The following is a 25,241-nucleotide window of genomic DNA, read 5'->3' on the forward strand; positions in this document are numbered from 1 at the left end:
CGCTAGCGCAAGGCGCGCTGCCGGCGCCGGGACCACCGCAGGCGGAGGCGCCGTCGCGTCCGGCGCCACCGCGCCCGGAGATCGGTGCGGAGCGCTTGCTCGGCCTCGCGGTGCATGCCGATCTCGTGCAGCAGCTCGGCCACCCTGACCTGTTTGTCGGTCGGCACGTCAGCGGCCCGCGGGGAGCAGGGACGAGATGCGCAGCGCCGAGGTCCCGAGCCCGGTCGGCTGCCCGAGCCGGGGGTGGTGGCCGAGCTCGGTGTCGGTGTACCGGCCGACGTTCTCGTGCCAGTGCGCGATCCCGGCCATCCAGTTCTCGAGGCGCTCGACGAACCCGCCGAGGGCGTCCGGGGCGAGGCCGCGGCCGGCGAGCAGCACGGGCAGTTCGACGTCCGCCGCGTGGCGGAACTCGGCGAGCCGGGCCCGGGCCAGGTCGCCGACCACGGCGAACGCGCGGTCCTCGGCGCAGTCCAGGAAGTTCCGGACCACCAGGACGCCGTTGTGCAGCTCGCCCTCGAACCGGATCTCCTTCCGGTAGGAGTACAGGTCGTTCAGCAGGGCGGCGTAGTCGCCGGCGCTGTTTTCGAGCGTCCGCACCGGCCGGGTCCCGGCCAGCTCGGCCGGTACGGCGCCCCGGCGCGCGAGGGCCGTCGTGAGGTCCGAGCCGAAGGTCCGGCGCCGCATCTCGATGTAGTCGATCGGGTCCGGGATGCGGTTGTGCGCCTGGTTCGCCAGCTCCCAGAGCCAGCTCGACGTCATCGTGTCGACCGCGCGCCGCACCGGGAGCCGCTCGGCCGGTGCCGTTCGCGCCCAGAGGTCGGCCAGCCCCGACTCCAGCGCGTTCAGCGGCGCGGGCGCCGGTGAGCCGTCCAGCGGCATGCACGCCGACAGGCGCAGGTTGGCCGCCTTCGCCGCCGCGAGGTCGCGGGCCGGGCCGAACACCGCCGGGTAGTAGTCGTCGGCGTAGGTGCCCCAGGTGAGCCAGTCGCTGGTGACGTCCAGTTCGTCCGCCGTCGCGTCCGGGTGGAGGCCCGCCGCGCACAGCGGCAGGTCCGCGGCGCGCAGCTTCCGCTCGTCCCAGACGACGCCGTCGAGGAAGCCCGTCCGCCGCGCCCAGTCGACGTTGCGGCGGCGGCAGGACTCCAGGTGCGGGCTGAGCCGCAGCGGGAACGGCACTTCGAACGACGGCCGCGGCGTCGAAACCTCGCCGAACGGGGTGTGCGAGTAGGCGCGCAGGCGTTGCGGCGCGGTCGCCAGCACGGACGCGAAGACGCGCGCCGCCGACGTCCCGAGGCCGGCCGCGGCGCCCAGCTCGGGACCGCCGCGGCCGGCGAGGGCCCCCTCGTTCATGTACCGGCTGGACCGCAGGTGCCACTCGTGCCCGCCGGCCTGCCAGTCCTGCAGCCCCTTGACATAAGCGAACGTCGCGGCGCGGGCGGCCGGGTCGACGCCGTGCTCGTCGAACAGCGCGGGCACCTCGGTGAACGCGGTGTGCTCGAACTGGTGCAGCCGCGAGGTGATCAGGTCGTTGACCGCGTCGGCCGCCCGCTGGGTCGGGATGCCGAGGAACTCCTCGAACACGAGCACGCCGTTGGACAGCTCGCCTTCGTCCTGCACCTCGCGCTGGTAGGAGAAGAGGTCGTTGCGCAGGTGGACGCTGTCGGCGAAGCAGTCGCGCAGGACTTCCAGCGGCCGCGACGCGGCGATCTCGTCGGGCACCTCGGCGTGCACCGAGTGCTCGATCAGGTTCGCCGACCAGGGTGCGCCGCCGACCTTCCGCCGCATCTCGACGTACTCGATCGGGTTGGCCAGCCGGCCCTCGTTGATGTTGGCGAGCTCCCACAGCGACTCGTCCAGCAGCGCCTTCGTGCTCGCGATGAAGCGCTTCCGCCAGCCGGTCGACCGGTGCGGCACGGTCCGGGCCCACAGATCGGCGAGCCCGCGCTCGACGGGGTTCTCCGGCTTCGCGGTGATCTCGCCGTCCGCGGGCATGAACAGCTCGAGCCGGCCGAGGTACGTGCGCGCGCTTTCGATGTCGCCGGTGCGCTTGTAGAGCTCGAGGAAGTGGTCGTCGAAGTAGAAGACCCAGACGTACCAGTCGGTGATCAGGTCGAGCTCTTCGGCGCCGGCGTCCGGGTGAGTGTAGGCGCAGAGCAGGGCGTAGTCGTGGGAATCGAGGTCGTGCTCGGTCCAGATGACGGTGCCGTGCTGCGGCACGTCGATCATGTCGAGGCGGGTGGCCCACGCTTTGCTGTGCACCCGCGCGCCTTCGAGGTGCGGGTTCAGCCGGGCGGGGTGGGGGAGGTAGAACTCGGGGAGGACGAACGGCTGCTCAGGCACCCTGTGAGGCAACCAAAAACGCGGGTGCCCGCCAAGGCCGGCGGGCGGGTTGCACACGAACGGGCCGGACGCGTCCCCCGGCCGGCCCAGCGGGCATCACGACCCGGTCAGCGCCCGCCGGACGGGCATCGCACGATGGGGGACGTACCCGAGCGAGGAGAACCTGATGACCGAGGAAACCCGAGTGACCGACAACCCGGCCGAAAGCCGGTACGAGGTGTGGGTGGGGGAGAAGCTGGCCGGGATGGCGTTCTACGACCGGCGGGGCGAGCTGACGGTGTTCACGCACACGGAGATCGACGACGCGTTCGCCGGGCGCGGGCTGGGGAAGGTGCTGGCGGCGGGCGCGTTGGACGACGTCGTGGCGGCGGGGCGGACGATCGTGCCGGTCTGCCCGTTCATCGCGGGGTACCTGCGGAAGAACCCGGGGTACGAGGACCACGTGCGGTGGCCGAAGGGCTGAGCGCCGGTCGTGTGGCGCGACCAGCCACCTCCCGCGACCGCCGCCGGCTGGGCCGAAAGCGTGAGCGGCACTGGGCCGTACGGGTCCAGATCGAGAGGTATGTCCGGTTCCATTGGTTATTAACCAACCTTCGTCGGTGTTGCGTTGGTTGCTCGGCAACGAAAGTGACCGGCGCAGGCTTCGAACCGGCAAACTGGAGGAAGTTGATGACTCCCCGGAAGACCGCTCTCAAGACCTTCGCCGTCTTGTCGGCAGCGGCGCTGACGAGCGGCGTGTGCGCGTCGGCGGCCACCGCGTCCCCACTGGCCTTCGCCGAGATGCAGGCCCACGCCATCACCAGTGCCACCCAGGTCGCGCAGTCGCTGGGCGCCGCTTCCGGCGGCGTCTACCTGGAGAACGGCAAGGCCGTCGTGAACGTCGTCGACGACGCCGCGCTGCAGAAGGTGCAGGCCGCCGGGCTCAGCGCCAAGAAGGTCAAGCACACCTTCGCCGCGCTCACCGGTGTCAAGAACCAGCTGGACGCGGTGAAGAACGTGCCGCAGACCGCGTGGGGCATCGACACCAAGACCAACCAGGTCGTGGTGAAGGTCTACGACGCGGCCAGCAAGGAGACCGCCGACAAGGTGAGCGCGGCCGCCGCGAAGTACGGCGACAGCGTCCGCGTCGAGCACCGGACCGGCAAGCTCGAACTGCACATCCAGGATGGCGACGCCATCCAGAACAGCCAGGGCCGCTGCTCGCTCGGCTTCAACGTGACCAGGGGCGGCGAGCCGTTCCTGCTCACCGCCGGCCACTGCACCAACCTCGGCGGCACCTGGTCCGGCGGCGACGTCTCCGGGGCCGAGGTCGTCGAGAGCGACTGCCCCGGCGCCGACTCCGGCCTGCTGACCCGGCCGAACGGCACCGGGCCCGGCGAGATCAACACCGGCCAGGAGATCACCTCCGCGGCCGAGCCGACCGTCGGTGAGCAGATCCAGAAGCAGGGCTCGACCACCGGCGGCGGCAGCGGCGAGGTCACCTCGGTCGACGAGTCGGTCAACTTCGACGTCGGTGTGCTCAACCACGAGTTCGGCACCACTGCGCACACCGACCACGGTGACTCCGGCGGCCCGGCCTACGACGGCTCGAAGGGCCTCGGCACGCTGTCCGGCGGCGACACCGTGACCAGCTACTTCTACCCGCTCACCCTGGAGCTGCAGGCGTACGGCCTCGAGCTCGCCTGACAGCCGGAAAGGGCCCCTTTCACACGCGTCGAGGGCGCGTGAAAGGGGCCCTTTCTCATGCCTCCAGCCGCTTCGCGCGGTAGACGGCGTCGGTGTGGTGGCCCTCGCCGCGCGTCTCGCACGTCTCGACGACCCACTGCCACGGGTCGCCGAGGAACGTCGTGATCTCCTCCGGCTCGAAGTACAGCTCCTCCGGCGGCTTCTGGCCGTCGAACTCGCGCATGGCCTTCGGCGAGTGCCCGACGACCAGCAGCGACCCGCCGGGCTTGATCGCCGCCGCGGCCGCGGTGAAGACGTCGCGGCGCAGGGCCGGCGGCAGGTGCATGTACTGCGCGGAAATCAGGTCGTACTGCTCCTCGGGCCGCCACTTCAGGATGTCGCGGTGCAGCCAGCGGACGGTCACCCCCGCCTCCTCGGCCGCTTCTTCCGCGCGGGCGAGCGCGACGGTCGAGATGTCGGCGCCGTCGACCGTCCAGCCCGCCTTGGCCAGCCAGATCGCGTCGCCGCCCTCGCCGCAGCCGAGGTCGAGGGCGTGCCCGGGCTTCAGCCCGACGACCTCTGAGCTGAGGTTCGCGTTGACGTTCCCGCTCCAGATCCGGTGCTCGTCGCGCTGGTACATCTCCTCCCAGAACTCCTGCTTGAGCATGTTCTCGACGATCATCGGCTGGTCGTGCGCGTGGGGCATGGTTCCTCCTCGGTGACGTCCCCAGCATGCGGAGGACGTCACCGAAGAGGCAAATCGTGTTGCCGATCCGGCAACTCAGGCCGTGCCGTAGACCTGCATCTCGAACAGCGAGTAGCCGTACGACGTGCCGCGCGTGACGCCGTTCATCCGCGCGTACCGGCCGGTGCCCGAGAGCCCGGTGAGGTCGTCCGCGCCGCCGTTGCCGGTGGTCGTGCGGTAGATCGTCGTCCAAGTGGTTCCGTCGGCCGAGGTCTGGATGCTGTACGCCTTCCCGTACGCGGCTTCCCAGCTCAGCTTGACGTGCGAGATCGCCTTCGCGGCGCCGAGGTCGACGCGCAGCCACTCGCTCGCCGAGCCTTCCTTGGACGCCCAGCGCGTGCTCGTCAGGTTGCCGTCGAAGGCCGCGCTCGCCGGGTAGGACGACGACTCCGTCGAGGACGCCGTGGCCGGCTTGCCTTGGGAGAGCAGGGTTTCCGCGCCACCGGTGACCGTGACGCCCAGCGGAGCGGTCTTCCCGCCGCCGGTGATCGTGACCGTCGCCGAGCCGGGTGCGGCGTTCGCGGCGGCGGCCACCGTGACCGTCGAGGACCCGCCGGCCGGGACCGACGCCGGGGCGAAGGACACGGTGACACCGGCAGGGGCGCCGCTCGCGGACAGCGAGACGGCGTCCGTGGCCGTGACGGTGGCCGTCGCCGACGCGCCCGGCGCGACCGACACCGACGACGGCGCCACGGTCAGGCCCGAGCTGCTGCCGGCCGCGGTGAACGTCCAGCGCGCCTGCGTCCCGGAGCAGCTGCCCGCGGTGAGCGTCGTGCCCGAAGCGCGGAAGCACTTCGTGCTCGTCTGGATGTCGGAAATGGTGCCGTCGGGGTTGATCGACCACTGCTGGGCCGGTCCGCCGGTGCAGGTCTGCAGCACGATCGAACTGCCGGAGATGCCCGCGCACTTGTCGTTGATGACGAGGAACGCGCCGTGGAAGGTGAACCGCTGGGCGGCGCTTCCGGTGCAGGCGGCCACCTTCAGCGTGGTGCCGCTGCTCGGTGCTTCGAGGCAGGTGCCGGTGGAGTTGTTGCGGTACTGGCCGACCGTGGTGTTCGGCTGGGCGCCGCCCCAGCACTCACCGGTGCTGGTGTCGAAGATCGGCGTCGCGTCGTAGGGCTCGTCCGACGGCGGGTCGACGACCACCGGCTCCATGACCGGCGTGTTGTCGGGGTTGTAGTGCGTGAGCGCGTCCTCGCAGTCGATCGCGTCGAAGGCGCTGCCGCCCTGGCCGCCGAGCCAGAGGTCGATGTGGCGCAGCCCGGGTCCGCCGTTCGGGCCCTGGCTGTTCCAGTCGTCGGAACACTCGTCGCAGCCGTCCTCCATGATGAAGTACTTCTTGACCCGCGGTACCCAGACCTTGGTGCCGGGCTTCAGCTCGTCGCTGCTGGTGGCGAAGGTGATCGGGTCGGCGTAGCTGCCCTTGCCGCCCGCGGTGTCGTGGATCCGCGGGTAGGAGATGTCGCCGCCGGGCGGCGTGTTGTCCCACCAGCCGTAGAAGGTGAGGAAGGTCGGTTGCGTGGTGGCCGCGTTCGCCGTGCCACTGGTGGCGGTGAGCATGGCGAGGAACAGGGTTACGACGAACACGAGCGCGCGCCGGGTCATACTGCCTCCGGAAGGGGACTGGGCGGACGATGACTGCGGCGTGGCTCCCAGGTTCGCCGGGCGGGGGCGGCCCGTCAACCCATTCGTAAACTTTCCTGACAAATGCGGGATCCGTGTCCCGGTCGATGGGAACCCGGTGGTGGGTAAGCGCTTTCCTCGGTGAAGATGGCGGCATGAGCGAACAGCGGGAAATCGTGGTCACCGGCGGCGGCACCGGCATCGGGCTGGCGATCGCCGCCCGGTTCGCGGCGGCGGGCGAGCGGGTGACCGTCACCGGGCGGCGCAAGGACGTGCTCGAAGCCGCGGCGGAGCGGATCGGCGCGCGGGCGGTGGCCTTCGACGCGAGCGACCCGGCCGCGGTGCAGGCCGCACTGGCCGAGCTGCCGGAGCGGGTCGACGTCCTGGTCAACAACGCCGGCGGCAACACCGACCGGGTCCGCGAGGCGCCCGCGCCCGGCGACCTGGCGGGGCTGGCCGACGCGTGGCGCGCGAACTTCGAGGCCAACGTCGTCTCCGCGGTCCTCGTGACGACCGCGCTGAAGCCGCGCTTCGCGGATGGCGTGCGCGTGGTGACCCTCGGTTCCATCGCGGCGAAGCAGGGCTCCGGCTCGTACGGCGCGGCGAAGGCCGCGATCGAGGCGTGGAACACCGACCTCGCGCGGCAGCTCGGCGCCGCCGGCTCGGCCAACGTCGTGGCGCCGGGCGTCACCCTCGACACGGAGTTCTTCCACGGCACGGTTTCCGAAGAATGGGTGACCGCGCGCGTCTCGGTCGCGTTCGACAAGCGGGCCGGCACCCCGGACGAAGTCGCCGAAACGGTGGTGTTCCTGGCCGCGCCGGGCGCGGGGCACGTCACCGGGCAGGTCGTGCACGTGAACGGGGGCGCGTACGGGGCCCGCTAGGCCATCCGGGTCGCAAGCCGGCCGGAACGCCCACGGGGGTGCCGGTTCTCTCCATGGTGGAAGGGAGACCAGTCCACCGGCAGAGAGGTGTGATCCGCCGTGACGGCAGCATCCGCAACCCCGGCCCTCCCGACGACGCGACCGGCCGGATGCCCGTTCGACCCGCCCGAGAGCTACGCCGAGCTGCGGGAAACCGAGCCGACGTCGCAGGTCCGCTGCCCGGCGGGCATGGACGCCTGGCTGGTGACGCGCTACCAGGACGTCCGCGCGGTGCTCGCCGACCGCGCGCTGAGCTCCCGCGGCGCGTCCTCGGTGCACGTCAACCCGAACGCCGACCTCGACGAGGAGGTCAGCCCGGGTTCGATCATCCAGCTCGACGGCGCCGCGCATTCGCGGCTGCGCAAGAAGGTGATCGCGGAGTTCACCGTGCGGCGCGTGGAGGCGCTGCGCGGCTACGTCCAGGAGCTGGTGGAGAGCCACCTCGACGCGATGCTCGCGAAGCCGGGCCGCGCGGACCTGGTGGCGGACTTCGCGCTGCCGATACCGTCGCTGGTGATCTGCGAGCTGCTCGGCGTGCCGTACGCGGACCGCTCGCGGTTCCAGCGGCAGAGCGGCTTGCTGGTCAGCACCGACGCCACCCCCGAGGAGGGGAAGCAGGCGTACGACGAGCTTTCCACCTTCCTGGCCGAGCTGTTCACCGACAAGCGGCGGAATCCGCAGGACGACCTGTTCAGCCGGCTGATTTCCCGCGGCGAGTCGGACGGCGACCCGCTGTCGATGGAGGAGCTCGTCGTGCTCGGGCTCAGCCTGCTGGTGGCGGGGCACGAGACGACGGCGAACATGATCGCGCTCAGCGCGCTGGTGCTCATGGAGCAGCCCGCGCAGCGGGACGTCGTGCTGGCGAAGCCGGAGCGCGCGGTCGAGGAGCTGCTGCGGTACCTGTCGGTCGTGCAGTTCGGGGTGCTGCGGTACGCGACTTCGGACGTCGAAGTCGGCGGGCGTTCGGTGAAGGCGGGGGAGTGGCTGGTCGCCGCGTTGAACTCGGCGAACCGGGACGAGGAGCTGTTCCCGGCCGGGGACAAGCTGGACTTCGACCGCGAGTCGCCGCGCACGCACGTCGCCTTCGGGTTCGGGGCGCACCAGTGCATCGGCCAGCAGCTGGCGCGGGTCGAGCTGCAGGAGGCGTTGACGCGGTTGTTCGGCCGGGTGCCCGATCTGCGGCTCGCGGTGCCGCGGGAGTCGTTGGCGTTCAAGCACAACACGCTGGTGTACGGGGTCCGGGAGCTGCCGGTGGCCTGGGGCTGAAAAATCGGGGGCGGTCGTCGGGCGGGCGGGTTACCGTTTCCGGCAACGCGCTGATGGAGCCGAGTAGCCCCGGGAGCGCACGGGTCCAGAGAGCCGCCGGCAGCTGGGAAGGCGGTCCCGTGTCCCGGGGTGAAGACCCTCCGGAGTGCGGGGAGGAACGGCGCCCGCGCGCCTCATGCCCCGCCGGCCGGCCCCCGTCACCGGGCCGCGACGAGGCCGCCGCCCGGCGGTGAAAGTGCGGTGGCACCGCGAGTTCCCTTCTCGCCCGCGCTCCCAAGGGGTCCGCGTTGGGAGGGTGATGAGTACTCGTGTTTTGACCGCCGAACTGCCGCGGCACGTCGGCGACCGCGTCCGCGTCGCCGGGTGGGTGCACCGGCGGCGCCGGCTGAAGTCCGTCACGTTCGTCGTGGTCCGCGACCGTTCCGGGACCGCGCAAGTCGTCCTGCGGGGTGCCGCGCCACCGGAGGAAACCGTGGTGGAGGTGCACGCCACCGTGACGGCGAACCCGCGCGCGCCCGGCGGCGTCGAGCTGACCTCGCCGGAGCTCCACACGCTGGGGGAAGCCGGGGAGCCGCCGCCGTTCGACCTCTACCGGCCGGTGGTCACGGCTTCGCTCCCGACGATCCTCGACCACTCGCCGGTCGCGTTGCGGCACCCGGCGCTGAAAGCGCGCTTCGCCGCGTCCGCCGCCGCCGTGCGCGGGTTTCGGTCCACATTGGACGCTCTGGGGTTCACCGAGGTGCACACGCCGAAGATCGTGGCGTCGGCGACCGAATCCGGCGCGAACGTCTTCGGCATCGACTACTTCGGCCGGCCCGCCTACCTCGCGCAGTCGCCGCAGTTCTTCAAGCAGGCGCTCGTCGGCGTGTTCGAGCGGGTGTACGAGGTCGGGCCGGTGTTCCGCGCCGAACCGCACGACACCGCCCGGCACCTCGCGCAGTACACCAGCCTCGACGTCGAGCTGGGCTTCATCTCCGACCACCGCGACGTCATGGCGGTGCTGCGGGAGGTGCTCGCGGGGATGGCGGGCGACCTCGTCACGGTCCCCGTGGAAATCCCGGAGATCCACTTCGCCGAGGCGCTGGACTTCTTGGGCGTCCCGGCCGGCGAGCCGGACCTCGCGCCCGCGCACGAGCGCGCGTTGTCCGAATGGGCGGTGCGGGAGCACGGCTCGGAATTCCTGTTCGTCACCGGCTACCCGATGGCGAAACGGCCGTTCTACACGCACCCGGACCCGGCGCGGCCCGGCTACTCGAACAGCTTCGACCTGCTCTTCCGCGGCCTGGAACTGGTGACCGGCGGCCAGCGCCTGCACCGGCACGCCGACTACCTCGCGGTGCTCGGGGACGACGCGCCCGCGTATGCCGACTACCTGCAGGCGTTCGCGCACGGGATGCCGCCCCACGGCGGCTTCGCGATCGGTCTGGAACGCTGGACCGCGCGCCTGTTCGGTGCCGCGAACGTCCGGGAGGTCACGCTGTTCCCGCGCGACCTGCACCGGCTGACCCCGTGAGGAGCAGCATGACCGCACGCCGGCTCTGGGCGGCCGTCGAACCGTTGCACGCCGTCGTCTACTTCGCGCCCGAGACCGCGGCGGCGGCCAAGGCGGTGGGGCTGCGGGGCTACTGGATGGGCTACTTCGCGGGCCGGCTGGCGCCACTGGGCCCGATCGGCCCGGAGCCGGCGGCCGCGGTGCTGTTCGGCTTCGCCCCGGCGATGGTGGCGCGGGCCCTGCCGGACGCGTGGTCGTTCGCCGCACCCGCGGCCGTTCTCGAGTCCCGGATCGAGGCGGTGTCGGCGGCGGTGCCCGCGGTGCCGGAACTGGCCTCACTGCTGTGGCGCGCGGTCGGCGCGTGCGATTTCGGCGGCCGCCCGCTGGCGGCGGCGTGGGCGGCGGTCCCGAAGCCCGCGGACCCGGCGGCCGCGCTGTGGCTGGCGGCGACGATCCTGCGCGAGCACCGCGGCGACGGCCACGTCCTGGCGGCGGTCCACGCGGGCTTGAGCGGCCTGGAGACGACACTCACCCACATCGGCGACGACGTGATCGGCCGGGCGGACGTCCAGCCCCACCGGGGCTGGTCGGACGAGCAGTGGGACGCGGCAGCGGACCGCCTGCGGTCCCGCGGGGTGCTCGACGCGGCGGGCCGGCTGACCGAGGCGGGCCGGGACCTGCGCCGCCGTGTCGAGGCCGACACGGATCGGCTGGCCGCGGCGCCGGTGTCGGAGCTGGGTGATGACTTCGAACGGGTGCTGGAGCTGGCGGTCCCCTTGAGCCGAGCGGTGATCGATCGCGGCTTGGTCCCGGTGCCGAACCCGATGGGCGTGCCCCGGCCTTGAGGCGGGCCGCGGGGCGGACCCGCGCCTGCCGCAGCGACTGGCCCGGCGAAGTCGCGCGCATGGCCGCGGCGGTGTCGCGAATGAGTCATTCGGGACCACGGAGGCCGCGAATGAGTCATTCGGGACCACGGAGGCCGCGAATGAGTCATTCGGGACCACGGAGGCCGCGAATGAGTCATTCGGGACCACGGAGGCCGCGAATGAGTCATTCGCGACCCCCGGCGGCGGCCACGGGCCTGGCTTTCGACGTCACCCGGGCCGGCGGGCAGCCCCTTCCCGCCGGCCCGGGTCCCCGGGTTCCCCCGAGGTCATTCCTCCGCGCGGCTCGCCTGGCGCCGCAGGAGGTCGTACTGGCAGCTCAGCTCGTGGGCCTGGTCCTCGTACTCGCGCTTCGCCGCGAGGAACGGCCGCACGCTGTCGCTGTAGTGGCGCAGGTCGTCCTGCTCCAGGGAGCCGTCGCGGAAGGCCGTCCAGAACACGAGCGTCGCCGACACCACCATCACCAGGGCGACCAGCACCGCCATCAGCACGGCGAGGTCGTTCATGCCGGACAGCACGCCCTCCGTGTACACCCGGACGAACATCACCACGCCCATCAGCCCGACCAGCAGCCCCACCGTGACCAGGCTGAGCTTCGACCCCGCCGACAGCTTCGGCCAGTCCAGCTGCCGCTTGGCGTTCTTGTGCTGGCGCTGGTTGTGGCCTAGGTGGTGCAACGCCGTCGCCGCGCCGCCGGTGGCCAGCACCGAGATCACGATGCTGATCGCCAGCGGCAGGCCGAGCGGGTCGCTCCAGTCGACGTTGAACACGGAACTGGCCAGCCACAACATGATCGGCAGGTCGACCACCGTCACCGTGAGCAGCGTCAGCACTCGCGTCACGCGGCCGACGCGGCGGTGGCGCAGGCTGCCGCGCAGCTGCTCCAGCTCGATCAGCCGGTCGATCAGCTCGGCGCGGGCCTGCGCCTCGCCGACGGTCAGGTTCTGGCCGTGCGGGCCCACGACGTGGCCGTCCATCGCGCGGGTGGAGCGGTAGGTCAGCTCCTGCACGCGCGCGAGGAGCAGATCGCCGGCGGGCGCCTCGGCGCGCGGCCGCGGCTGGGGCAGTGGCAGGTTTCTCGTCTGGTCGGTGCTGGTCATGGCCGTGCCTCCTGGTCTGGCTACGAACTCGGGCCGGTGCCCTGGTACGTGATCTCCACCCGCCTCATCCGGGCCGCCGCCGCTTCGTCGAACCGCCCGCCGGTCATCGCGGTGACCCCGGGTTCGGTGCCGGTGCCGGTGGCGTCGACCCGCTGGGTCACGCCGGCCCCGGTGAGCGCGCCGGCGACGGCACGCGCTCGTTGTTCCGCCAGTTCCCGCCGCCCCGCGTCGGTCGACCCGGGCGGGTCGGCCGCGAAGCCGCGGACGGTGACCGGCGCGTTCGACCGGCCGGCCGTGATGCTGCCCGCCAGCGACCGCAGCAGGTCGCTGGCGGATTCGGAGAGCACCGCGGAGTCCCCGGCGAAGCCGAGCGCGGCGTCCGAAACCGTGGTGGTGACCTCGCCCCGCGGGCCGGTCACCGACGTCACCCCCGGCACGGGCACGACCGGCGTCGCCGCGGTGGCCCGCGACGGCTCGGCCGGCACCCGGCTCTGGTCGACGTCGCAGGCGGCCGCCCCGGCCGCCCGGCAGATCGCCTGCCAGTACGCGCCCAGCCGGTCGCGCGCCGGCGCGGGCAGCGGCGGCTGCGGCCCGGCGACCGACCCGAGCCCGGCGAAGACGACGTGCCAGCCGTCCAGCCGCGGCAATTGCCGGGCCGCGGTCAGCTGCCCGGCGACGGCCGCCGGGTCCGCCGCCCAGCCGACCTGCCGAAGGTCGAAGGCCCCGCCGGTGCTCAGGCCGCTGCTGTCCACGACCAGGGTCCCGGCGGGCACGCCGCGGACGGCGTCGGCGATGCCGGCGAGCAGGTCGAGCCCGCTCTTGCGCGCCACCGTGGCACCGATCGCGTCGACGGCGCTCGCCACGTTCCGGTCGATCAGCGACGGCCGGGAAAGGCCGTGTTCCAGGGAACCGTCGGCCCGCCGCGGAGTGAGCACGACCGAGCGCCGGTCCCCGCCGTCCGCGGCCGAGATCAGCACGACGCTGCTCTTGCCCGAGCCCTGCTGCGAGACGTTCCCGCTGTTCGCGGCGTCGCGCAGCACGGCGAGAACGGCATCGGTGACGGCGGCCCGCGGCTCGTTCGCCGTCCCGCTGACGACCACGACCACCCGGTCCCCACCGGTGGGGACGATGTTCCGCGCGGGCACCGCGCAGCCGCCCACGACGGCGCCGAGGACCATCATCCCGGCAAATGCCGTCCGAGTGACACGTACCGGCCGCGATGTCGCCTTCCGCAGGCTGAGCGGGGTGTTCTTGAGCTGCATGACGACCTCCCGACGGTCGATGACGCAAACTCAGGTTGGCATTTGCCCTGTAACAATGTCAATTGACAATGCGATGACAAGTGGAAGCGGTCCCTGGTCGACGCCCTTTGTGTGATCAGAGAGCGCTGAACGCCGGAGTCAAACGGGCCGAATGGAGCAACTTCGCGGCCCCGTTGCGACGGGTGGCGGGATCGCGACGCGCAAGTGCCATGCGGAGAAGGGCAAGTGACATCCGAGGGGTAGGCTGAGGCGATGGCGAGATACGACGCCACCGTCGAGGGCGTCCGGAGCGTCTTCCTCAAGCTGAGGACGCGCAGCGGGCTCACTGTCGAGCGCCTCGACGCCACCGAGGTCGACGTCCGCCTGCTCGCCGAGCTGCCCGCCGTCCGCCGCCGCGTCCGGGAGACCGGCGCGTCCGAGGGCGAAGCGATCGTCCACGTCGTGACCGCGGCCGTCGCCGCGCTCGACCCGGCCGACCTCCTGATCGCGGACGCCGCGCTGGCCCTCGGTGTCCTCCGCGCGCGCGTGGGCACGCACCCCGAGGTCGAGCGCCTCTACGCCGACGACCTCGGCGAGCGCCGCCGCGCGCTGGCGGAGGGGTGGGACGCCCTGCACGCGCTGGTCGGCGTCTCGAGCGAGTACCCGCCGCCGACGGTCCGCAGCCTCCGCGGCTCGATCGAGACCCGGACGCTGGGCGTGCTGGCCGAACGCTGCGTCCACGACGTCGAGCCCGTGGTGGCCGAGCCCGCCGGCGACACCGTGGGTGCCGTCGTGGTGGTCGGCAGCGCCGTGACCGACCACGTCGTGGTTTCCGACGAGCTGCCCGACGTCGGCGAGGCCGTCCAGGCGCAGTCGTTCGACGTGCACCCGGGCGGGAAGGGCCTCCTCCTCGCGGTTGCCGGTCGCCGCCTCGGCCTCGACGCGCGGCTCGTCACCGCGATCGGCGGCGACTCCCAGGCCCGGGACCTGCTGCAGTTCATGCGCAAGGAAGGCCTGTCGACCGCGCTGGTCAAGGAAACCCCCGGCGTCGCCAACCCGCGTGCCCTGGTGCTCGTGAGCCAGACCGGCGAGACCCGGTACCTCGGCTGGATGAACAAGGACGAAGTTTCGCTGTCCAGAGAGGACCTTCGCGCGTCGCGTGTCCGGGACGCGATGGCCGAGGCGGACGCCGTGCTGGTCACCCTCGAACCGCCGATGGACACGATCAAGTGGGCGCTGTCGGCCTCGGCCGCGCAGGCGCGGAAACCCCTGGTGCTGTTGCAGGCTTCGCCGCCCCGCACCGCTCCGCAGCAGCTCTACCGGCTCCTGCGCGGGGTCGACTACCTCGTCGGCCGCGAAGGCGAGCTGCGCCGGCTGCTGTCCGATCCGGACAGTCCACAAACGATCGACGAGCTGGCCCGCTCGCTGCTCGCCCTCGGGGTGGGCGCGGTCTGTGTTGTCGAGAACTTTGGTTGTAGTATCCGCTCGAGCGTGATCTCCCGCGACATCGAGGGCCCGCCGGTCCCGCTCGACGACGCTCCAGGCGTGCGCGAAGCTTTTTCCGCGGCGCTGATCCAAAAACTCATTCAAGAGGGTGCCGGCCGGAGCCGCGAGGAAGCCCTGCACTGGGCGATCGCGGCGATGGCGACGAACCCGACCCTCGACGAGATCGCCGACTCGATGCCGGGTCTCGAGGAGGTCGAGCGAACCCTCGAGACCGAACAGACCATGGAGACACCGTGACCGGATCAGTGGTGCACCAGCTGGAGGGAGCGGAGGGGGCGTTCCGCGCGATCGTCCTCGACGGCGGGCCCGGGTGGATGAACCCGCCGAGCGCGGCGGTGTACGGCACGCCGTCGAACGGCTGCCCCGTCCGCATCCACTCCCGGTGCCTCTACGGCGAAATCTTCGAGTCGACGAACTGCGACTGCCGGTGGCAGCTGCAGGAATCCCTCCGCATCATCCGGAAGCACGGCTCGGGCGTGCTGGTGTACCTCGACCAGGAAGGCCGCGGCGCCGGCTTGTTCGCGAAAGCGGAGGGCTACGAGCTGTCGCAGAAGCAGGGCCTGGACACCTTCGCGAGCTACGCGGCACTCGGCTACAAGGCCGACAGCCGGTCTTACGAGGACGCCGCGGCCCTGCTCGCGCAGTTCGATCTCACTTCGGTGCAGCTGCTGACCAACAACCCCGCCAAGATCTCGGCGCTCGAGGCGGCGGGCATCCAGGCGGAGATGCGCCAGCTGGTGCAGCCGGACCCGAGCCGCGAGACGGTGCGGTACCTGGCGGCCAAGGAAGTGCACGGGCACGCGATCCTCCCGCGGCCCGCCTGAGCCTCCCTGTCGATTCCGGGTGCGCTCGTTCGACGCACCGGTGTACGCACCCGGAACCAGGAGGATCCATGACGCTGCTCGCAGGCAAGAACGCCGTCGTCTACGGCGCCGGCGGCCGGATCGGCTCGGCCGTCGCCGCCGCGTTCGCCGAGGAAGGGGCCACCGTTTTCCTCGCCGGCCGGACGCTGTCCCGGCTGGACGAGGTGGCCGGGCGGATCCGGGCCGCCGGTGGTGCGGCCGAGACCGCCGAAGTCGACGCCCTCGACGAGCGGGCCGTCGACGAGCACGCCGACGCCGTCGCCGCGCGGGGTGGGCTGCACGTGTCGTTCAACCTCATCTCGCACGGCGACGTCCAGGGCACGCCGTTGGCCGACATGGCGCTAGCGGACTACGAACGGCCGGTGCTGACCGCCGTGCGCACCCAGTTCCTGACCGCCCGCGCGGCGGCCCGGCACATGATCGGGCAGCGGTCCGGCGCCATCCTGCTGTTCGGCGGGGCGGGGGAGCCGATGCGCGAGTTCGCCGTCGGCGGGCTGCAGGTGGCCTTCCACGCGCTCGAGGCGATGCGCCGCCAGCTCGCCGCCGAGCTGGGGCCGCACGGGATCCGGACGGTGACGCTGCGGACGGGCGGCATCACGGAGGTGCTCCCGGCCGGCTTCCCGGGCCGCGACGCGATCGAGGCGAACATCGTCGGCAAGACGATGCTCGGCCGCGCGGCCACCTTGGCGGACGTCGGCGCGGTGGCGGCGTTCGTCGCGTCCGACCGCGCCCGCACGATGACGGCGGCCACGGTCAACGTCAGCTGCGGTGCCTTGGTGGACTAGCGGCGGGACGAGATCTGCTGGACCGCCCAGGCGTTGCCGTCCGGGTCGGTGAAGAAGACGAAGCCCACGTTGTCCAGGTCGGCCTTCCCGTCCCAGGGACCCGCGCCGATGACCTGGATCTCGCCCGCGTCGACCCCGCGTTCCAGCAGTTCCGCGTGCGCCTTCGGGAGGTCCTTGACGACGAGCTGCAGGCCCTTCAGCGACCCCGGCGGCATGTCCGGCACCGCGCCCTTGCCGATCACCACCGAGCAGCCCGAGCCCGGTGGGGTCAGCTGGACGATCCGGACGCCGTCCGCGGGCGCCACGTCGTGGTCGAGGGTGAACCCGAGCTGATCGGCGTAGAAGGCTTTGGCGCGGTCGATGTCGGACACCGGCACCACGACCACTTCGAGCGTCCATTCCATGGGGGAGACGCTACTCGGCCGAAGCCCCGCGCTGCTCGACCACGAGGCGCTGGTGACGGGCCGCGCGGACCCGGTCACCGCAGGTCGTGGAGCACCAGCGGCGGCGGGCGTGCTCCCGGAAGAAGAAGCGGACGCAGCCGTGGGCCTCGCACGGGCGGACCAGCCGGCCGAGGTCGCCGCCGACGACGTCGATCGCGTCGCGAGCCAGCGCCGCGACCGCCTCGTCGACGGTGCCCGGCCGGGTGCTGCGCCACTCGCGCAGCGGGCCGCCCCGCCAGACGAGCTGGGGTGCGGCGGCGTCGGCGCGGGCGGCCGCGTTCACCACCGCCACGGCGGCGGCGTCCGGGACGCGGTCGTCCGCCAGCGCGGCCAGCAGCTCGCGGACGGCGCCGCGCAGTTCGGCGAGGCGCGCCACGTCGGCCGGCCCCAGTGGTGCCGCCGCCAGTTCGCGCCGGCGCAGCCAGGCCGCGGCGCCGTGCGGTTCGGCGAGGTCGTCGACGTCGCCGTTCGCGCTCGACCGCCGGGTGTTGACCAGCGCCAGCGCGGGCGAGCGGTCCTCGCCGGGTGCCGCAGTGACCACATCCGCCTCCCGAATCCGGTGCCCGGTTTTCCCCGGCCCGTTGACAGCCTACCTGTCTCATGGATAAATAAAAAAGTAACCATGAGACGCAGGAGGAACCGATGGTCACCGTGCACCACCGCCACGCCACCGTCGCCGGGCACCGGCTCTTCTACCGGGAGGCCGGGCCCGCGGACGCACCCACGATCGTGCTGCTCCACGGGTTCCCGACGAGTTCGCACATGTTCCGGCACCTCATCCCGGCGCTGGCCGACCGCTACCACGTCGTCGCGCCCGACTACCTGGGCGCCGGCGCGTCCGACGCCCCCGACGTGGCCGAGTTCGCCTACACCTTCGACGCGCTCGCCGACCTCACGCTCGGCCTGCTCGACGAGATCGGCCTGACCCGGTTCGCGCTCTACATCCAGGACTTCGGCTCGCCGGTCGGCCTGCGCATCGCGGCCGCCAACCCGGATCGGGTCACGGCGATCGTCACGCAGAACGGCAACGCCTACGTCGAAGGGCTCGGCGCCGGGCTGCCGCAGAAGCTCGCCGCCGGCACGCTGACCGAGGACGACCTGCGCGCGATGGTCACCCTGGAAGCCACCAAGGCGCAGTACCTCGACGGCGTGCCCGACCCGTCGCTGGTCAGCCCGGACGTCTGGATCCACGACCAGGCCCTGCTCGACCGGCCCGGTGCCGCGCGGATCCAGCAGGCGCTGCTCGCGGACTACCACCACAACATCGGCCTCTACCCGAAGTTCCACGAGTACTTCCGGAGCAGCCGCGTGCCGCTGCTCGCCGTCTGGGGCGCCAACGACGAAATCTTCGTCGCCGCCGGCGCCCGCGCCTACGCCCGCGACCTGCCCGACGCCGAGATCCACCTGCTCGACTCGGGGCACTTCGCGCTGGAGACACACCTGGACGCCATCGCCGGCTACATCCGCGGGTTCCTCGGGCGCGTGCTGGCGGGCTGACCGCGCTCAGCGCCAGCCGTCGTCGCCGAAGCCGAGGGTCACCGGGCCGCGGCGGGTGCCGGCCACCGTCTCCGACGGCAGGACTTCGTCCAGGAACCCGTAGTCCGGGCGGCGGGTGCGCGCGTGCCACTCGGCGATCTCGTGCCAGCCGGGGGCGGCGAGCGCCCCGCCGAAGTGCTGGACCGACAGGCTCGCGGTCAAGCACGCGAAGCGGAGCCGCTCCGCCAGCGGCCAGCCCGTCAGCGTCGCGGCGACGAACCCCGCCCCGAAGACGTCGCCCGCGCCCGTCGCGTCGAGGACGTCCACCGGCAGGGCCGGGACCGCCGCCGTTTCGCCCGTCGTGCCGTCGACCGCCAGCACGCCCGCGCCGCCGCGGGTGATCACCGCGATCGGGACCAGGTCCGCCAGCTTCGCCAGCGCCGCTTCCGCGGTGTCCGTGCGGGTGTAGGCCATCGCTTCGACATCGTTCGGCAGGAACGCGTGGCAGCACCCGAGCTGGTCGAGCAGCGCCGCCGACCAGGCCTCGGACGGGTCCCAGCCCACGTCGGCGAAGACCAGGCTGCCGGTCTGGTGCGCGGTGTGGACCCACTCCGCGGTGTCGAGGCCGATGTGCGCGACGGTCGCGCGGCTCAGCGGCGGCGAGCCCGCCAGCTCCGCGACCGGGACCGGCGGCGCGTGGCCGTGGGTGACCATCGCGCGGTCGCCGGCGTAGGCGAGTGAGACCGTGACGGGGGAGTGCCACTCCGGGAACCGCCGCGAGCGGGACAGGTCGATGTGCTCCTGGCGCGCGAGGACGTCCCAGCAGTAGCGCCCGTAGACGTCGGTGCCGAAGGCGGCCGCCAGCGACGTCCGCAGGCCGAGGCGGCTCAGCGCGACGGCGAAGTTCGCGATCCCGCCCGGTCCGGAGCCCATGCCGCCCGTCCACACCTCCGTGCCCGGCGCCGGTGGTTGTTCGAGCCCGGTGAAGACCAGGTCGAAGAACAACAGGCCGGACAGGAAGACATCGGTTTCGGGTGCGGGCTCAGCCGGCACGGGCGCCTCCACGGAAGTTCGCGCAACTGTGCGCACGAGAGTGCGTCAACCACGCAGATTTCGCAAGATCTGCGCATTCTTGGTCAGGAACTGAGCACAGTTGACTGCTATGGTCGCCGGATGCTGCCCCAGCGTCGCCACGAGCTGATCCTGCGGGCCCTCCGCGCGGAGGGGCCGGCGCCGGTCGGCGCGCTGGCCGAGCGGCTCGGCGTCAGCCACGCCACCGTGCGCCGCGACCTGGTGCGGCTCGACCGCGAAGGCCGGCTGACCCGGGTCCACGGCGGCGCGATGGCGGCGGCCGGCGACGCCGAGCCGTTCGCGCCCGCCGCCGACCACGCCGACGAGAAGGAAGCCGTCGCCCGGCGCGCGGCCGCGCTCGTCGCCGACGGCGACACCGTGCTCCTCGACGTCGGCACCACCGCGCACCGGCTGGCGCGGCACCTGCGCGACCGCCCGCTGACCGTGATCACCAGCAGCCTCGCCGTCTACGAAGAGCTGAAGGACGCCAACGACGTCGAGCTCGTCCTGCTCGGCGGCGTCGTCCGGCGCGGGCAGCACTCGATGGTGGGGTTCCTGACCGAGGACGCGCTGCGCCAGGTGCGCGCCGGCACCGTCTTCCTCGGCGCGAGCGGCGTCCGCTGCGACGGCCACGTGATGGACTCGACGGTCGTCGAGGTGCCGGTGAAGCGCGCGATGGTCGCCGCGGCGGACCGGGTGGTGCTGCTCGCCGACGCCGGCAAGTTCCCCGGGACCGGGCTGGCGAAGGTCTGCGGGCCGGACGCGCTCGACGTGGTCGTCACCAGCGCCGGGGCCGACGAACCGACCTGCGCCGCGCTGGCCGACGCCGGGGTCGAGGTGCTGCGGTGAAGCTGGCCATCCTCGGCGGCGGCGGGTTCCGCGTGCCGCTGGTGCACGGCGCGCTGCTGCGCGACGGCGGCGTCACGGACCTGGTGCTGCACGACGTCGACGCCGGGCGGCTCGCCGCGATCGCGCGGGTCCTCGCCGAGCAGGCCGCCGGGGTGGCGGGTGCGCCGCGGGTGCGCGTGGCGACGGACCTCGCCGACGCACTGTCCGATGTGGACTTCGTGTTCTCCGCCATCCGGGTCGGCGGCCTGCGCGGGCGGCGGCTGGACGAGCAGCTCGCGCACGCGGAAGGCGTGCTGGGCCAGGAAACCGTCGGTGCGGGCGGGATCGCGTACGGCTTGCGGACGATCCCGGTCGCGGTCGAGCTGGCCCGGCTGATCGGCGAACTGGCGCCCCGCGCGTGGGTCATCAACTTCACGAACCCGGCCGGGATGGTCACCGAAGCGATGGCCGCGCACCTCGGCGGCCGGGTGCTCGGCATCTGCGACTCGCCGGTGGGGCTGTGCCGCCGCGTCGCCGGGGCGCTCGGCGTCGACCCGGCGAAGGCGTGGTTCGACTACGCGGGCCTCAACCACCTGGGCTGGCTGCGCGCGGTCCGCGTCGGCGGCGAAGACGTCCTGCCGCGGCTGCTCGCCGACACCGGGGCGCTGGAGTCGTTCGAGGAGGGGAAGCTCTTCGGCGCGCCCTGGCTGCGCGCTTTGGGAGCCGTGCCGAACGAATACCTGCACTATTACTACTTCGCCCGCGAGGCAATGGGCTCTGCGTCACGCGGCGCGCTTCTCCTGGAGCAGCAACGGGATTTCTACGCGGAACCATCGCTGGCGTCGTGGGATCGCACCCGTTTGGAACGGGAAGCGACGTACATGGCCGAAACGCGCGAGGGTGAGCGTGACGACCTCGAGGGCGGCGGGTACGAGAACGTCGCGCTGGCGCTGATGCGCGCGATCGCGCACGGCGAGCGCGCGAACCTGATCCTCAACGTGCGCAACGGATCCGCGCTCCCGGGCGTGCCGGCGGACGCGGTCGTCGAGGTGCCGTGCGTCGTCGACGCGAACGGTGCGCGCCCGCTCGCGGTTTCACCGCTGCCCGGCCACGCGCTGGGCCTGGTGATCGCGATCAAGGCCGTCGAGCGGGCGACGATCGAAGCGGCGACGACGGGTTCACGCGAGGCGGCGCTGCGGGCGTTCGCCCTGCACCCGCTGATCGACTCGGTTCCCGTGGCGCGGCGGCTGCTCGACGCCTACGCCGCCGCGCACCCGGAACTCGGTTACCTGGCCTAGACCGCGGCCATCGCGTTGAACTCCGCTTCGGCCTCGTCGCGCTCGACGTACAGCGACCACGCCTGGTCGGCGATGTCGTCCGGGTTCAGCGTCCCGGCGGTGAACCCGTGGTCCTGCGAGGTGAACACGCGGTGGATGTCGCCGCGCTCGATGAGGCCGCCGATGGTGAGCGCGCCGGCGTAGACGCCCTTCTCGCGCAGGGCCGCGTGCAACGTCAGGACGTACATCCGCAGCGCCGCCGAGGCCGGGGCGAGGCTGCCGAGCATCGGCATCGGGTGCTTGCCGCTCAGGCCGCCGGCGAACAGCAGGGCGCCCGAGCCGCGTTCCAGCATCGGCGGCAGCGCCGCTTTCACCAGGTTCGCGGCCGGCAGCATGAAGTTCTCGAACGGCGTGCGCAGGTCGTCCGGCCCGGCTTCGGTGAGCGGTTTGATGCCCGGGCCGGCGGTCGCGTCGGCCGGGCCGAAGTACACCGTGTCGATCTCGCCGGCGTCGGCCGTGATCCGGACGAGGACGTCGCGGAGCTGGGTTTCGTCGGTGACGTCGGCGGTGTAGGTGTGCGTGGGGATCCCGGTCAGGGCCTCGCGGTACGCGTCGTGCCGCGTGGCGGTGCGGGAAACCAGCGCCGTGGTGAAGCCTTCGCGGCCGAAGCGGCGGGCGATCGACAGGCCGAGCCCGGGGCCGACACCCAGGACGGCGATCACTTTCGGCAAGGGAACCTCCTCTGAGAGAAACTTGAGACTGTCCTCAAGTTAGTCAGAAGTTGAGGGTGCCGTCAACTTGGCTCCGATGTGCGGCGAATGTCGTCACGGGTTGCGGCCACCGGCCGAACGCGCGCCCGGACTGCTGCTCCAAGCGGGTAGAACCTGTTTCAGTTTCGGGGCTGTCCCGACACGATGACCTTCGCCGTTCCGCGAGCGAGGAGTGCGCCATGGATGCCGACCTGACCCGCCGCCAGATCCTGCGCGGCACCGCGGCGGGCGTGGGCCTCGCGGCGACGTCCGCGCTCGCCGCGCCGTCCGCGGCGAATGCGGCGCCGGTGGGCGAGTACGACGTCGTCGTGGTCGGGTCCGGCGCGGCGGGCATGACCGCCGCGCTGACGGCGGCCAAGCGCGGGCTGAGCGTCGTCGTGGTCGAGAAGGCGCCGACGTTCGGTGGCTCCGCAGCCCGGTCCGGCGCCGGCATCTGGATCCCGAACAACCCGGTGCTGCTCGCCGCCGGCGTGCCGGACACGCCGGCGAAAGCCGCGCAGTACCTCGCCGCCGTCGTCGGGCCGGACGTGCCGGCCGCGCGCCAGGAAGCCTTCCTGCGCAACGGTCCCGCGATGATCGCGTTCGTCCTGGCGAACAGCCCGCTGCGGTTCCGCTTCATGGACGGCTACAGCGACTACTACCCGGAGCTCCAGGGCGGCCTGCCGAACGGCCGCTCGATCGAGCCGGACCAGTTCGACGGCAACCTGCTGGGCGCGGAGCTGGCGCACCTGAACCCGCCCTACCTGGCGACGCCCGCCGGGATGGTCGTGTTCAGCGCGGACTACAAGTGGCTCAACCTTGCCGCGGTCAACGCCAAGGGGGCCGCGGTCGCCGCCGCCTGCCTGGCCCGCGGCACGGCCGCCGCGCTCGCCGGGCAGAAGCCGCTCACCATGGGGCAGTCGCTCGCCGCCGGGCTGCGGGCCGGGCTGCTCGCGGCGAACGTGCCGGTGTGGCTGAACACCCCGCTCGTCGACCTGAACATCGAAAACGGCGCGGTCACCGGGGTTCTGGTCCCGCAGGGGCTGGTGCGGGCGCGGCGCGGCGTGATCGTCGGCTCGGGCGGGTTCGAGCACAACGCCGGGATGCGGGCGCAGTACCAGCGTCAGCCGATCAGTACCGATTGGACGGTCGGCGCGAAGGAGAACACCGGCGACGGCATCCGGGCCGGCCAGCGCGCCGGCGCGGCGCTCGACCTGATGGAGGACGCCTGGTGGGGCCCGGCCATCCCGGTACCCGGCGACCCGTACTTCTGCCTGGCCGAGCGCACCCTGCCCGGCGGGCTGCTGGTGAACCAGGCCGGGCAGCGGTTCGTGAACGAAGCCGCGCCCTACAGCGACGTCGTGCACACCATGTACGACAAGAACCCGACGGCGCCGGACATCCCCGCGTGGCTCGTCGTCGACCAGAACTACCGGAACAAGTACCTGTTCCGCGACATCCTGCCGCTGCTGCCGTTCCCGGATTCCTGGTACGCGGCCGGTGCCGTGTTCAAGGCCTCGACCATCCCGGACCTCGGCGCGAAGATCGGCGTTCCCGCCGCCGCGCTGAAGTCCACTGTGGACCGGTTCAACGCGCTCGCGCGGTCCGGTGTGGACAGTGACTTCCACCGCGGCGCGAGCGCGTACGACCACTACTACACCGACCCGCTGGTGCTGCCCAACTCCTGCCTCGCGCCGCTGTGGGCGCCGCCGTTCTACGCGTTGCGGATCGTCCCGGGCGACCTCGGCACGAAGGGCGGCATGCGCACGGACGCCCGGGCGCGCGTGCTGCGCCCGGACGGCACGGTCATCCCCGGCCTGTACGCGGCCGGCAACGCGAGCGCCGCGGTGATGGGGCACAGCTACGCCGGCGCTGGCTCGACCATCGGCCCGGCGATGACGTTCGGCTACATCGCCGCGAGCGACGTCTAGAACTCCTTTTCCACCAAGGGGAGCACCTCGGTGCCGAGCAGCTCGATGGCCTTCATGACCTCGGCGTGCGGGACGCCGGACCAGTCCATCTGCAGCGCGTAGCGGTCCGCGCCGGTGAGTTTGCCGACCTCGATCAGCCGCTCGGCGATCTCCTGCGGGCTGCCGACGAACAACGCCTGCGCGCCGTCGGTGTACTGGTCGTACTCGGCGCGGGTCGGGACCGCCCAGCCGCGGGCGCGGGCGCCGTACTTCATCGTCTCGAGCCAGTACGGGTAGAACGTCTCCTTGGCGTCCTGCGAGTTCGGCGCGAGGAAACCGATGGCGCCCATGGTGACGTGCAGGTCTTCGCGCTGGTGCTCCCCGGCCTCGCCGGCCTGGCGGTAGAGGTCGACGAGCGGGGCGAAGCGCTCGGGACGCCCGCCGATCACGGCGTACACGACGGGCAGGCCGAGCAGCCCGGCGCGGATCGACGACTCGGGGTTGCCGCCGGTGCCGATCGAGATGCGCAGGCGACGGCCGTACGGGCGGGGCAGGATCCGGGCGTTGTCCAGCGGCGGGCGGAACTTGCCGGACCAGGTCAGCGGGTCCTCGCGGTCGATGCGCAGCAGCAGCGCGAGCTTTTCTTCGAACAGCTCGTCGTAGTCGCCGAGGTCGTTGCCGAACAGCGGGAACGACTCGGTGAACGACCCGCGCCCGGCGAGCAGTTCGGCGCGGCCGTGGCTGAGCTGGTCGAGCGTGGTGAACTGCTGGTAGACGCGGACCGGGTCCTCGGTGCTCAGGACGGTCACGGCGGAGCTCAGCGTGATCTGGTTCGTGACGCTCGCCGCGGCGGCCAGGACGGTGCCCGGGTTCGAGATCGCGTACTGGTCGAGGTGGTGTTCGCCGAGGCCGTAGAAGCCGAGGCCCAGCTCGTCGGCGAGCTTGATCCGCTCGAGGGTGTTGGCCAGCGTCTCCGCGACGGACGGCTGCTCGCCGGTCCGCGGATCCGGCGCGCGGTCGCCGAAGCTGTAGATGCCGAGTTTCATACAACGCT

At 72.3% G+C, this 25,241-nt stretch carries 24 protein-coding genes; 13 read left to right on the top strand and 11 right to left on the bottom strand.

Annotated features, from left to right (window positions below; genetic code table 11):
- Window positions 1–2: 2 nt before the first annotated feature.
- Both AB5J73_RS19115 and AB5J73_RS19120 read right to left on the bottom strand, forming a co-directional pair.
- A complete protein-coding gene (locus AB5J73_RS19115) occupies window positions 3–167 on the bottom strand; it encodes a hypothetical protein (protein ID WP_370971025.1) in 165 nt (54 codons plus the stop codon).
- Between the two features lies 1 nt (window position 168).
- The gene (locus AB5J73_RS19120) at window positions 169–2,340 is read right to left on the bottom strand and encodes a germacradienol/geosmin synthase (RefSeq protein ID WP_370971026.1); all 2,172 of its coding nucleotides are present in this window, start codon (window positions 2,338–2,340) and stop codon (window positions 169–171) included.
- 166 nt (window positions 2,341–2,506) lie between these two features.
- Here AB5J73_RS19120 and AB5J73_RS19125 point away from each other — a divergent pair, with 166 nt between their 5' ends.
- A complete protein-coding gene (locus tag AB5J73_RS19125) occupies window positions 2,507–2,803 on the top strand; it encodes a GNAT family N-acetyltransferase (protein ID WP_370971027.1) in 297 nt (98 codons plus the stop codon).
- 206 nt (window positions 2,804–3,009) lie between these two features.
- Entirely contained in the window at window positions 3,010–4,026 is a 1,017-nt protein-coding gene (locus tag AB5J73_RS19130) for a S1 family peptidase (RefSeq protein WP_370971028.1), read from the top strand.
- A gap of 55 nt (window positions 4,027–4,081) precedes the next feature.
- Here AB5J73_RS19130 and AB5J73_RS19135 read toward each other — a convergent pair whose 3' ends face one another.
- Complete coding sequence (locus AB5J73_RS19135) at window positions 4,082–4,711, bottom strand: cyclopropane-fatty-acyl-phospholipid synthase family protein (protein ID WP_370971029.1); 630 nt, start codon at window positions 4,709–4,711, stop codon at window positions 4,082–4,084.
- Window positions 4,712–4,786: 75 nt separating this feature from the next.
- Window positions 4,787–6,355, bottom strand: a complete 1,569-nt coding sequence (locus AB5J73_RS19140; RefSeq protein WP_370971030.1) for a discoidin domain-containing protein — start codon at window positions 6,353–6,355, stop codon at window positions 4,787–4,789.
- 173 nt (window positions 6,356–6,528) lie between these two features.
- On the opposite strand from AB5J73_RS19140, the gene AB5J73_RS19145 reads away from it, so the two are divergent.
- The 4 genes from AB5J73_RS19145 (at window position 6,529) to AB5J73_RS19160 (ending at window position 10,899) form a co-directional block, all read left to right on the top strand.
- Complete coding sequence (locus AB5J73_RS19145; protein ID WP_370971031.1) at window positions 6,529–7,257, top strand: SDR family oxidoreductase; 729 nt, start codon at window positions 6,529–6,531, stop codon at window positions 7,255–7,257.
- 99 nt (window positions 7,258–7,356) lie between these two features.
- Complete coding sequence (locus tag AB5J73_RS19150; RefSeq protein WP_370971032.1) at window positions 7,357–8,562, top strand: cytochrome P450; 1,206 nt, start codon at window positions 7,357–7,359, stop codon at window positions 8,560–8,562.
- Between the two features lie 298 nt (window positions 8,563–8,860).
- A complete protein-coding gene (gene aspS, locus AB5J73_RS19155) occupies window positions 8,861–10,075 on the top strand; it encodes an aspartate--tRNA(Asn) ligase (RefSeq protein ID WP_370971033.1) in 1,215 nt (404 codons plus the stop codon).
- Window positions 10,076–10,083: 8 nt separating this feature from the next.
- Window positions 10,084–10,899 (top strand): hypothetical protein, encoded by an 816-nt coding sequence (locus AB5J73_RS19160; RefSeq protein WP_370971034.1) that lies wholly within the window; start codon window positions 10,084–10,086, stop codon window positions 10,897–10,899.
- Window positions 10,900–11,207: 308 nt separating this feature from the next.
- Here AB5J73_RS19160 and AB5J73_RS19165 read toward each other — a convergent pair whose 3' ends face one another.
- Together AB5J73_RS19165 and AB5J73_RS19170 are read right to left on the bottom strand one after the other, a co-directional pair.
- Window positions 11,208–12,038, bottom strand: coding sequence for a hypothetical protein (locus tag AB5J73_RS19165; protein WP_370971035.1), 831 nt, complete (start codon window positions 12,036–12,038; stop codon window positions 11,208–11,210).
- 20 nt (window positions 12,039–12,058) lie between these two features.
- Complete coding sequence (locus tag AB5J73_RS19170) at window positions 12,059–13,219, bottom strand: OmpA family protein (RefSeq protein ID WP_370971036.1); 1,161 nt, start codon at window positions 13,217–13,219, stop codon at window positions 12,059–12,061.
- A 333-nt stretch (window positions 13,220–13,552) separates the two neighbouring features.
- On the opposite strand from AB5J73_RS19170, the gene AB5J73_RS19175 reads away from it, so the two are divergent.
- The 3 genes from AB5J73_RS19175 to AB5J73_RS19185 all read left to right on the top strand — a co-directional run bounded on the left by AB5J73_RS19175 (window position 13,553) and on the right by AB5J73_RS19185 (window position 16,433).
- Entirely contained in the window at window positions 13,553–15,022 is a 1,470-nt protein-coding gene (locus tag AB5J73_RS19175) for a PfkB family carbohydrate kinase (protein ID WP_370971037.1), read from the top strand.
- Complete coding sequence (locus AB5J73_RS19180; protein WP_370971038.1) at window positions 15,019–15,609, top strand: GTP cyclohydrolase II; 591 nt, start codon at window positions 15,019–15,021, stop codon at window positions 15,607–15,609. Before AB5J73_RS19175 ends, AB5J73_RS19180 begins: the two co-directional genes overlap by 4 nt.
- Before the next feature lie 68 nt (window positions 15,610–15,677).
- On the top strand, window positions 15,678–16,433 hold the full coding sequence (locus tag AB5J73_RS19185; protein ID WP_370971039.1) for an SDR family NAD(P)-dependent oxidoreductase: 756 nt from the start codon (window positions 15,678–15,680) through the stop codon (window positions 16,431–16,433).
- Here AB5J73_RS19185 and AB5J73_RS19190 read toward each other — a convergent pair.
- Both AB5J73_RS19190 and AB5J73_RS19195 read right to left on the bottom strand, forming a co-directional pair.
- Window positions 16,430–16,837 (bottom strand): VOC family protein, encoded by a 408-nt coding sequence (locus AB5J73_RS19190; RefSeq protein ID WP_370971040.1) that lies wholly within the window; start codon window positions 16,835–16,837, stop codon window positions 16,430–16,432. The two genes, AB5J73_RS19185 and AB5J73_RS19190, sit on opposite strands and share 4 nt — an antisense overlap.
- A 10-nt stretch (window positions 16,838–16,847) precedes the next feature.
- Complete coding sequence (locus AB5J73_RS19195) at window positions 16,848–17,417, bottom strand: ABATE domain-containing protein (protein WP_370971041.1); 570 nt, start codon at window positions 17,415–17,417, stop codon at window positions 16,848–16,850.
- A gap of 101 nt (window positions 17,418–17,518) precedes the next feature.
- Here AB5J73_RS19195 and AB5J73_RS19200 point away from each other — a divergent pair, with 101 nt between their 5' ends.
- Window positions 17,519–18,373 (top strand): alpha/beta fold hydrolase, encoded by an 855-nt coding sequence (locus AB5J73_RS19200; protein ID WP_370971042.1) that lies wholly within the window; start codon window positions 17,519–17,521, stop codon window positions 18,371–18,373.
- Between the two features lie 6 nt (window positions 18,374–18,379).
- Here the strand turns inward: AB5J73_RS19200 and AB5J73_RS19205 are convergent, their stop codons facing one another.
- Window positions 18,380–19,405: a PfkB family carbohydrate kinase gene (locus tag AB5J73_RS19205; RefSeq protein WP_370971043.1), complete on the bottom strand. Its 1,026-nt coding sequence runs from the start codon at window positions 19,403–19,405 to the stop codon at window positions 18,380–18,382.
- Between the two features lie 120 nt (window positions 19,406–19,525).
- On the opposite strand from AB5J73_RS19205, the gene AB5J73_RS19210 reads away from it, so the two are divergent.
- Together AB5J73_RS19210 and AB5J73_RS19215 are read left to right on the top strand one after the other, a co-directional pair.
- Window positions 19,526–20,272 (top strand): DeoR/GlpR family DNA-binding transcription regulator, encoded by a 747-nt coding sequence (locus tag AB5J73_RS19210; protein WP_370971044.1) that lies wholly within the window; start codon window positions 19,526–19,528, stop codon window positions 20,270–20,272.
- Window positions 20,269–21,549 carry a 6-phospho-beta-glucosidase gene (locus tag AB5J73_RS19215; RefSeq protein ID WP_370971045.1) on the top strand — a complete coding sequence of 427 codons (1,281 nt, stop codon included), beginning with the start codon at window positions 20,269–20,271 and terminating at the stop codon, window positions 21,547–21,549. Before AB5J73_RS19210 ends, AB5J73_RS19215 begins: the two co-directional genes overlap by 4 nt.
- Here the strand turns inward: AB5J73_RS19215 and AB5J73_RS19220 are convergent.
- Entirely contained in the window at window positions 21,546–22,250 is a 705-nt protein-coding gene (locus AB5J73_RS19220; RefSeq protein ID WP_370973234.1) for an SDR family NAD(P)-dependent oxidoreductase, read from the bottom strand. The genes AB5J73_RS19215 and AB5J73_RS19220 overlap by 4 nt on opposite strands.
- 227 nt (window positions 22,251–22,477) lie before the next feature.
- On the opposite strand from AB5J73_RS19220, the gene kstD reads away from it, so the two are divergent.
- Window positions 22,478–24,208 carry a 3-oxosteroid 1-dehydrogenase gene (gene kstD / locus AB5J73_RS19225; protein WP_370971046.1) on the top strand — a complete coding sequence of 577 codons (1,731 nt, stop codon included), beginning with the start codon at window positions 22,478–22,480 and terminating at the stop codon, window positions 24,206–24,208.
- Here kstD and AB5J73_RS19230 read toward each other — a convergent pair.
- Complete coding sequence (locus AB5J73_RS19230) at window positions 24,205–25,233, bottom strand: LLM class flavin-dependent oxidoreductase (protein ID WP_370971047.1); 1,029 nt, start codon at window positions 25,231–25,233, stop codon at window positions 24,205–24,207. The two genes, kstD and AB5J73_RS19230, sit on opposite strands and share 4 nt — an antisense overlap.
- Between the last annotated feature and the right edge of the window lie 8 nt (window positions 25,234–25,241).

Origin of the sequence: Amycolatopsis sp. cg9, from assembly GCF_041346945.1 — a bacterium.
Taxonomy (GTDB): domain Bacteria; phylum Actinomycetota; class Actinomycetes; order Mycobacteriales; family Pseudonocardiaceae; genus Amycolatopsis.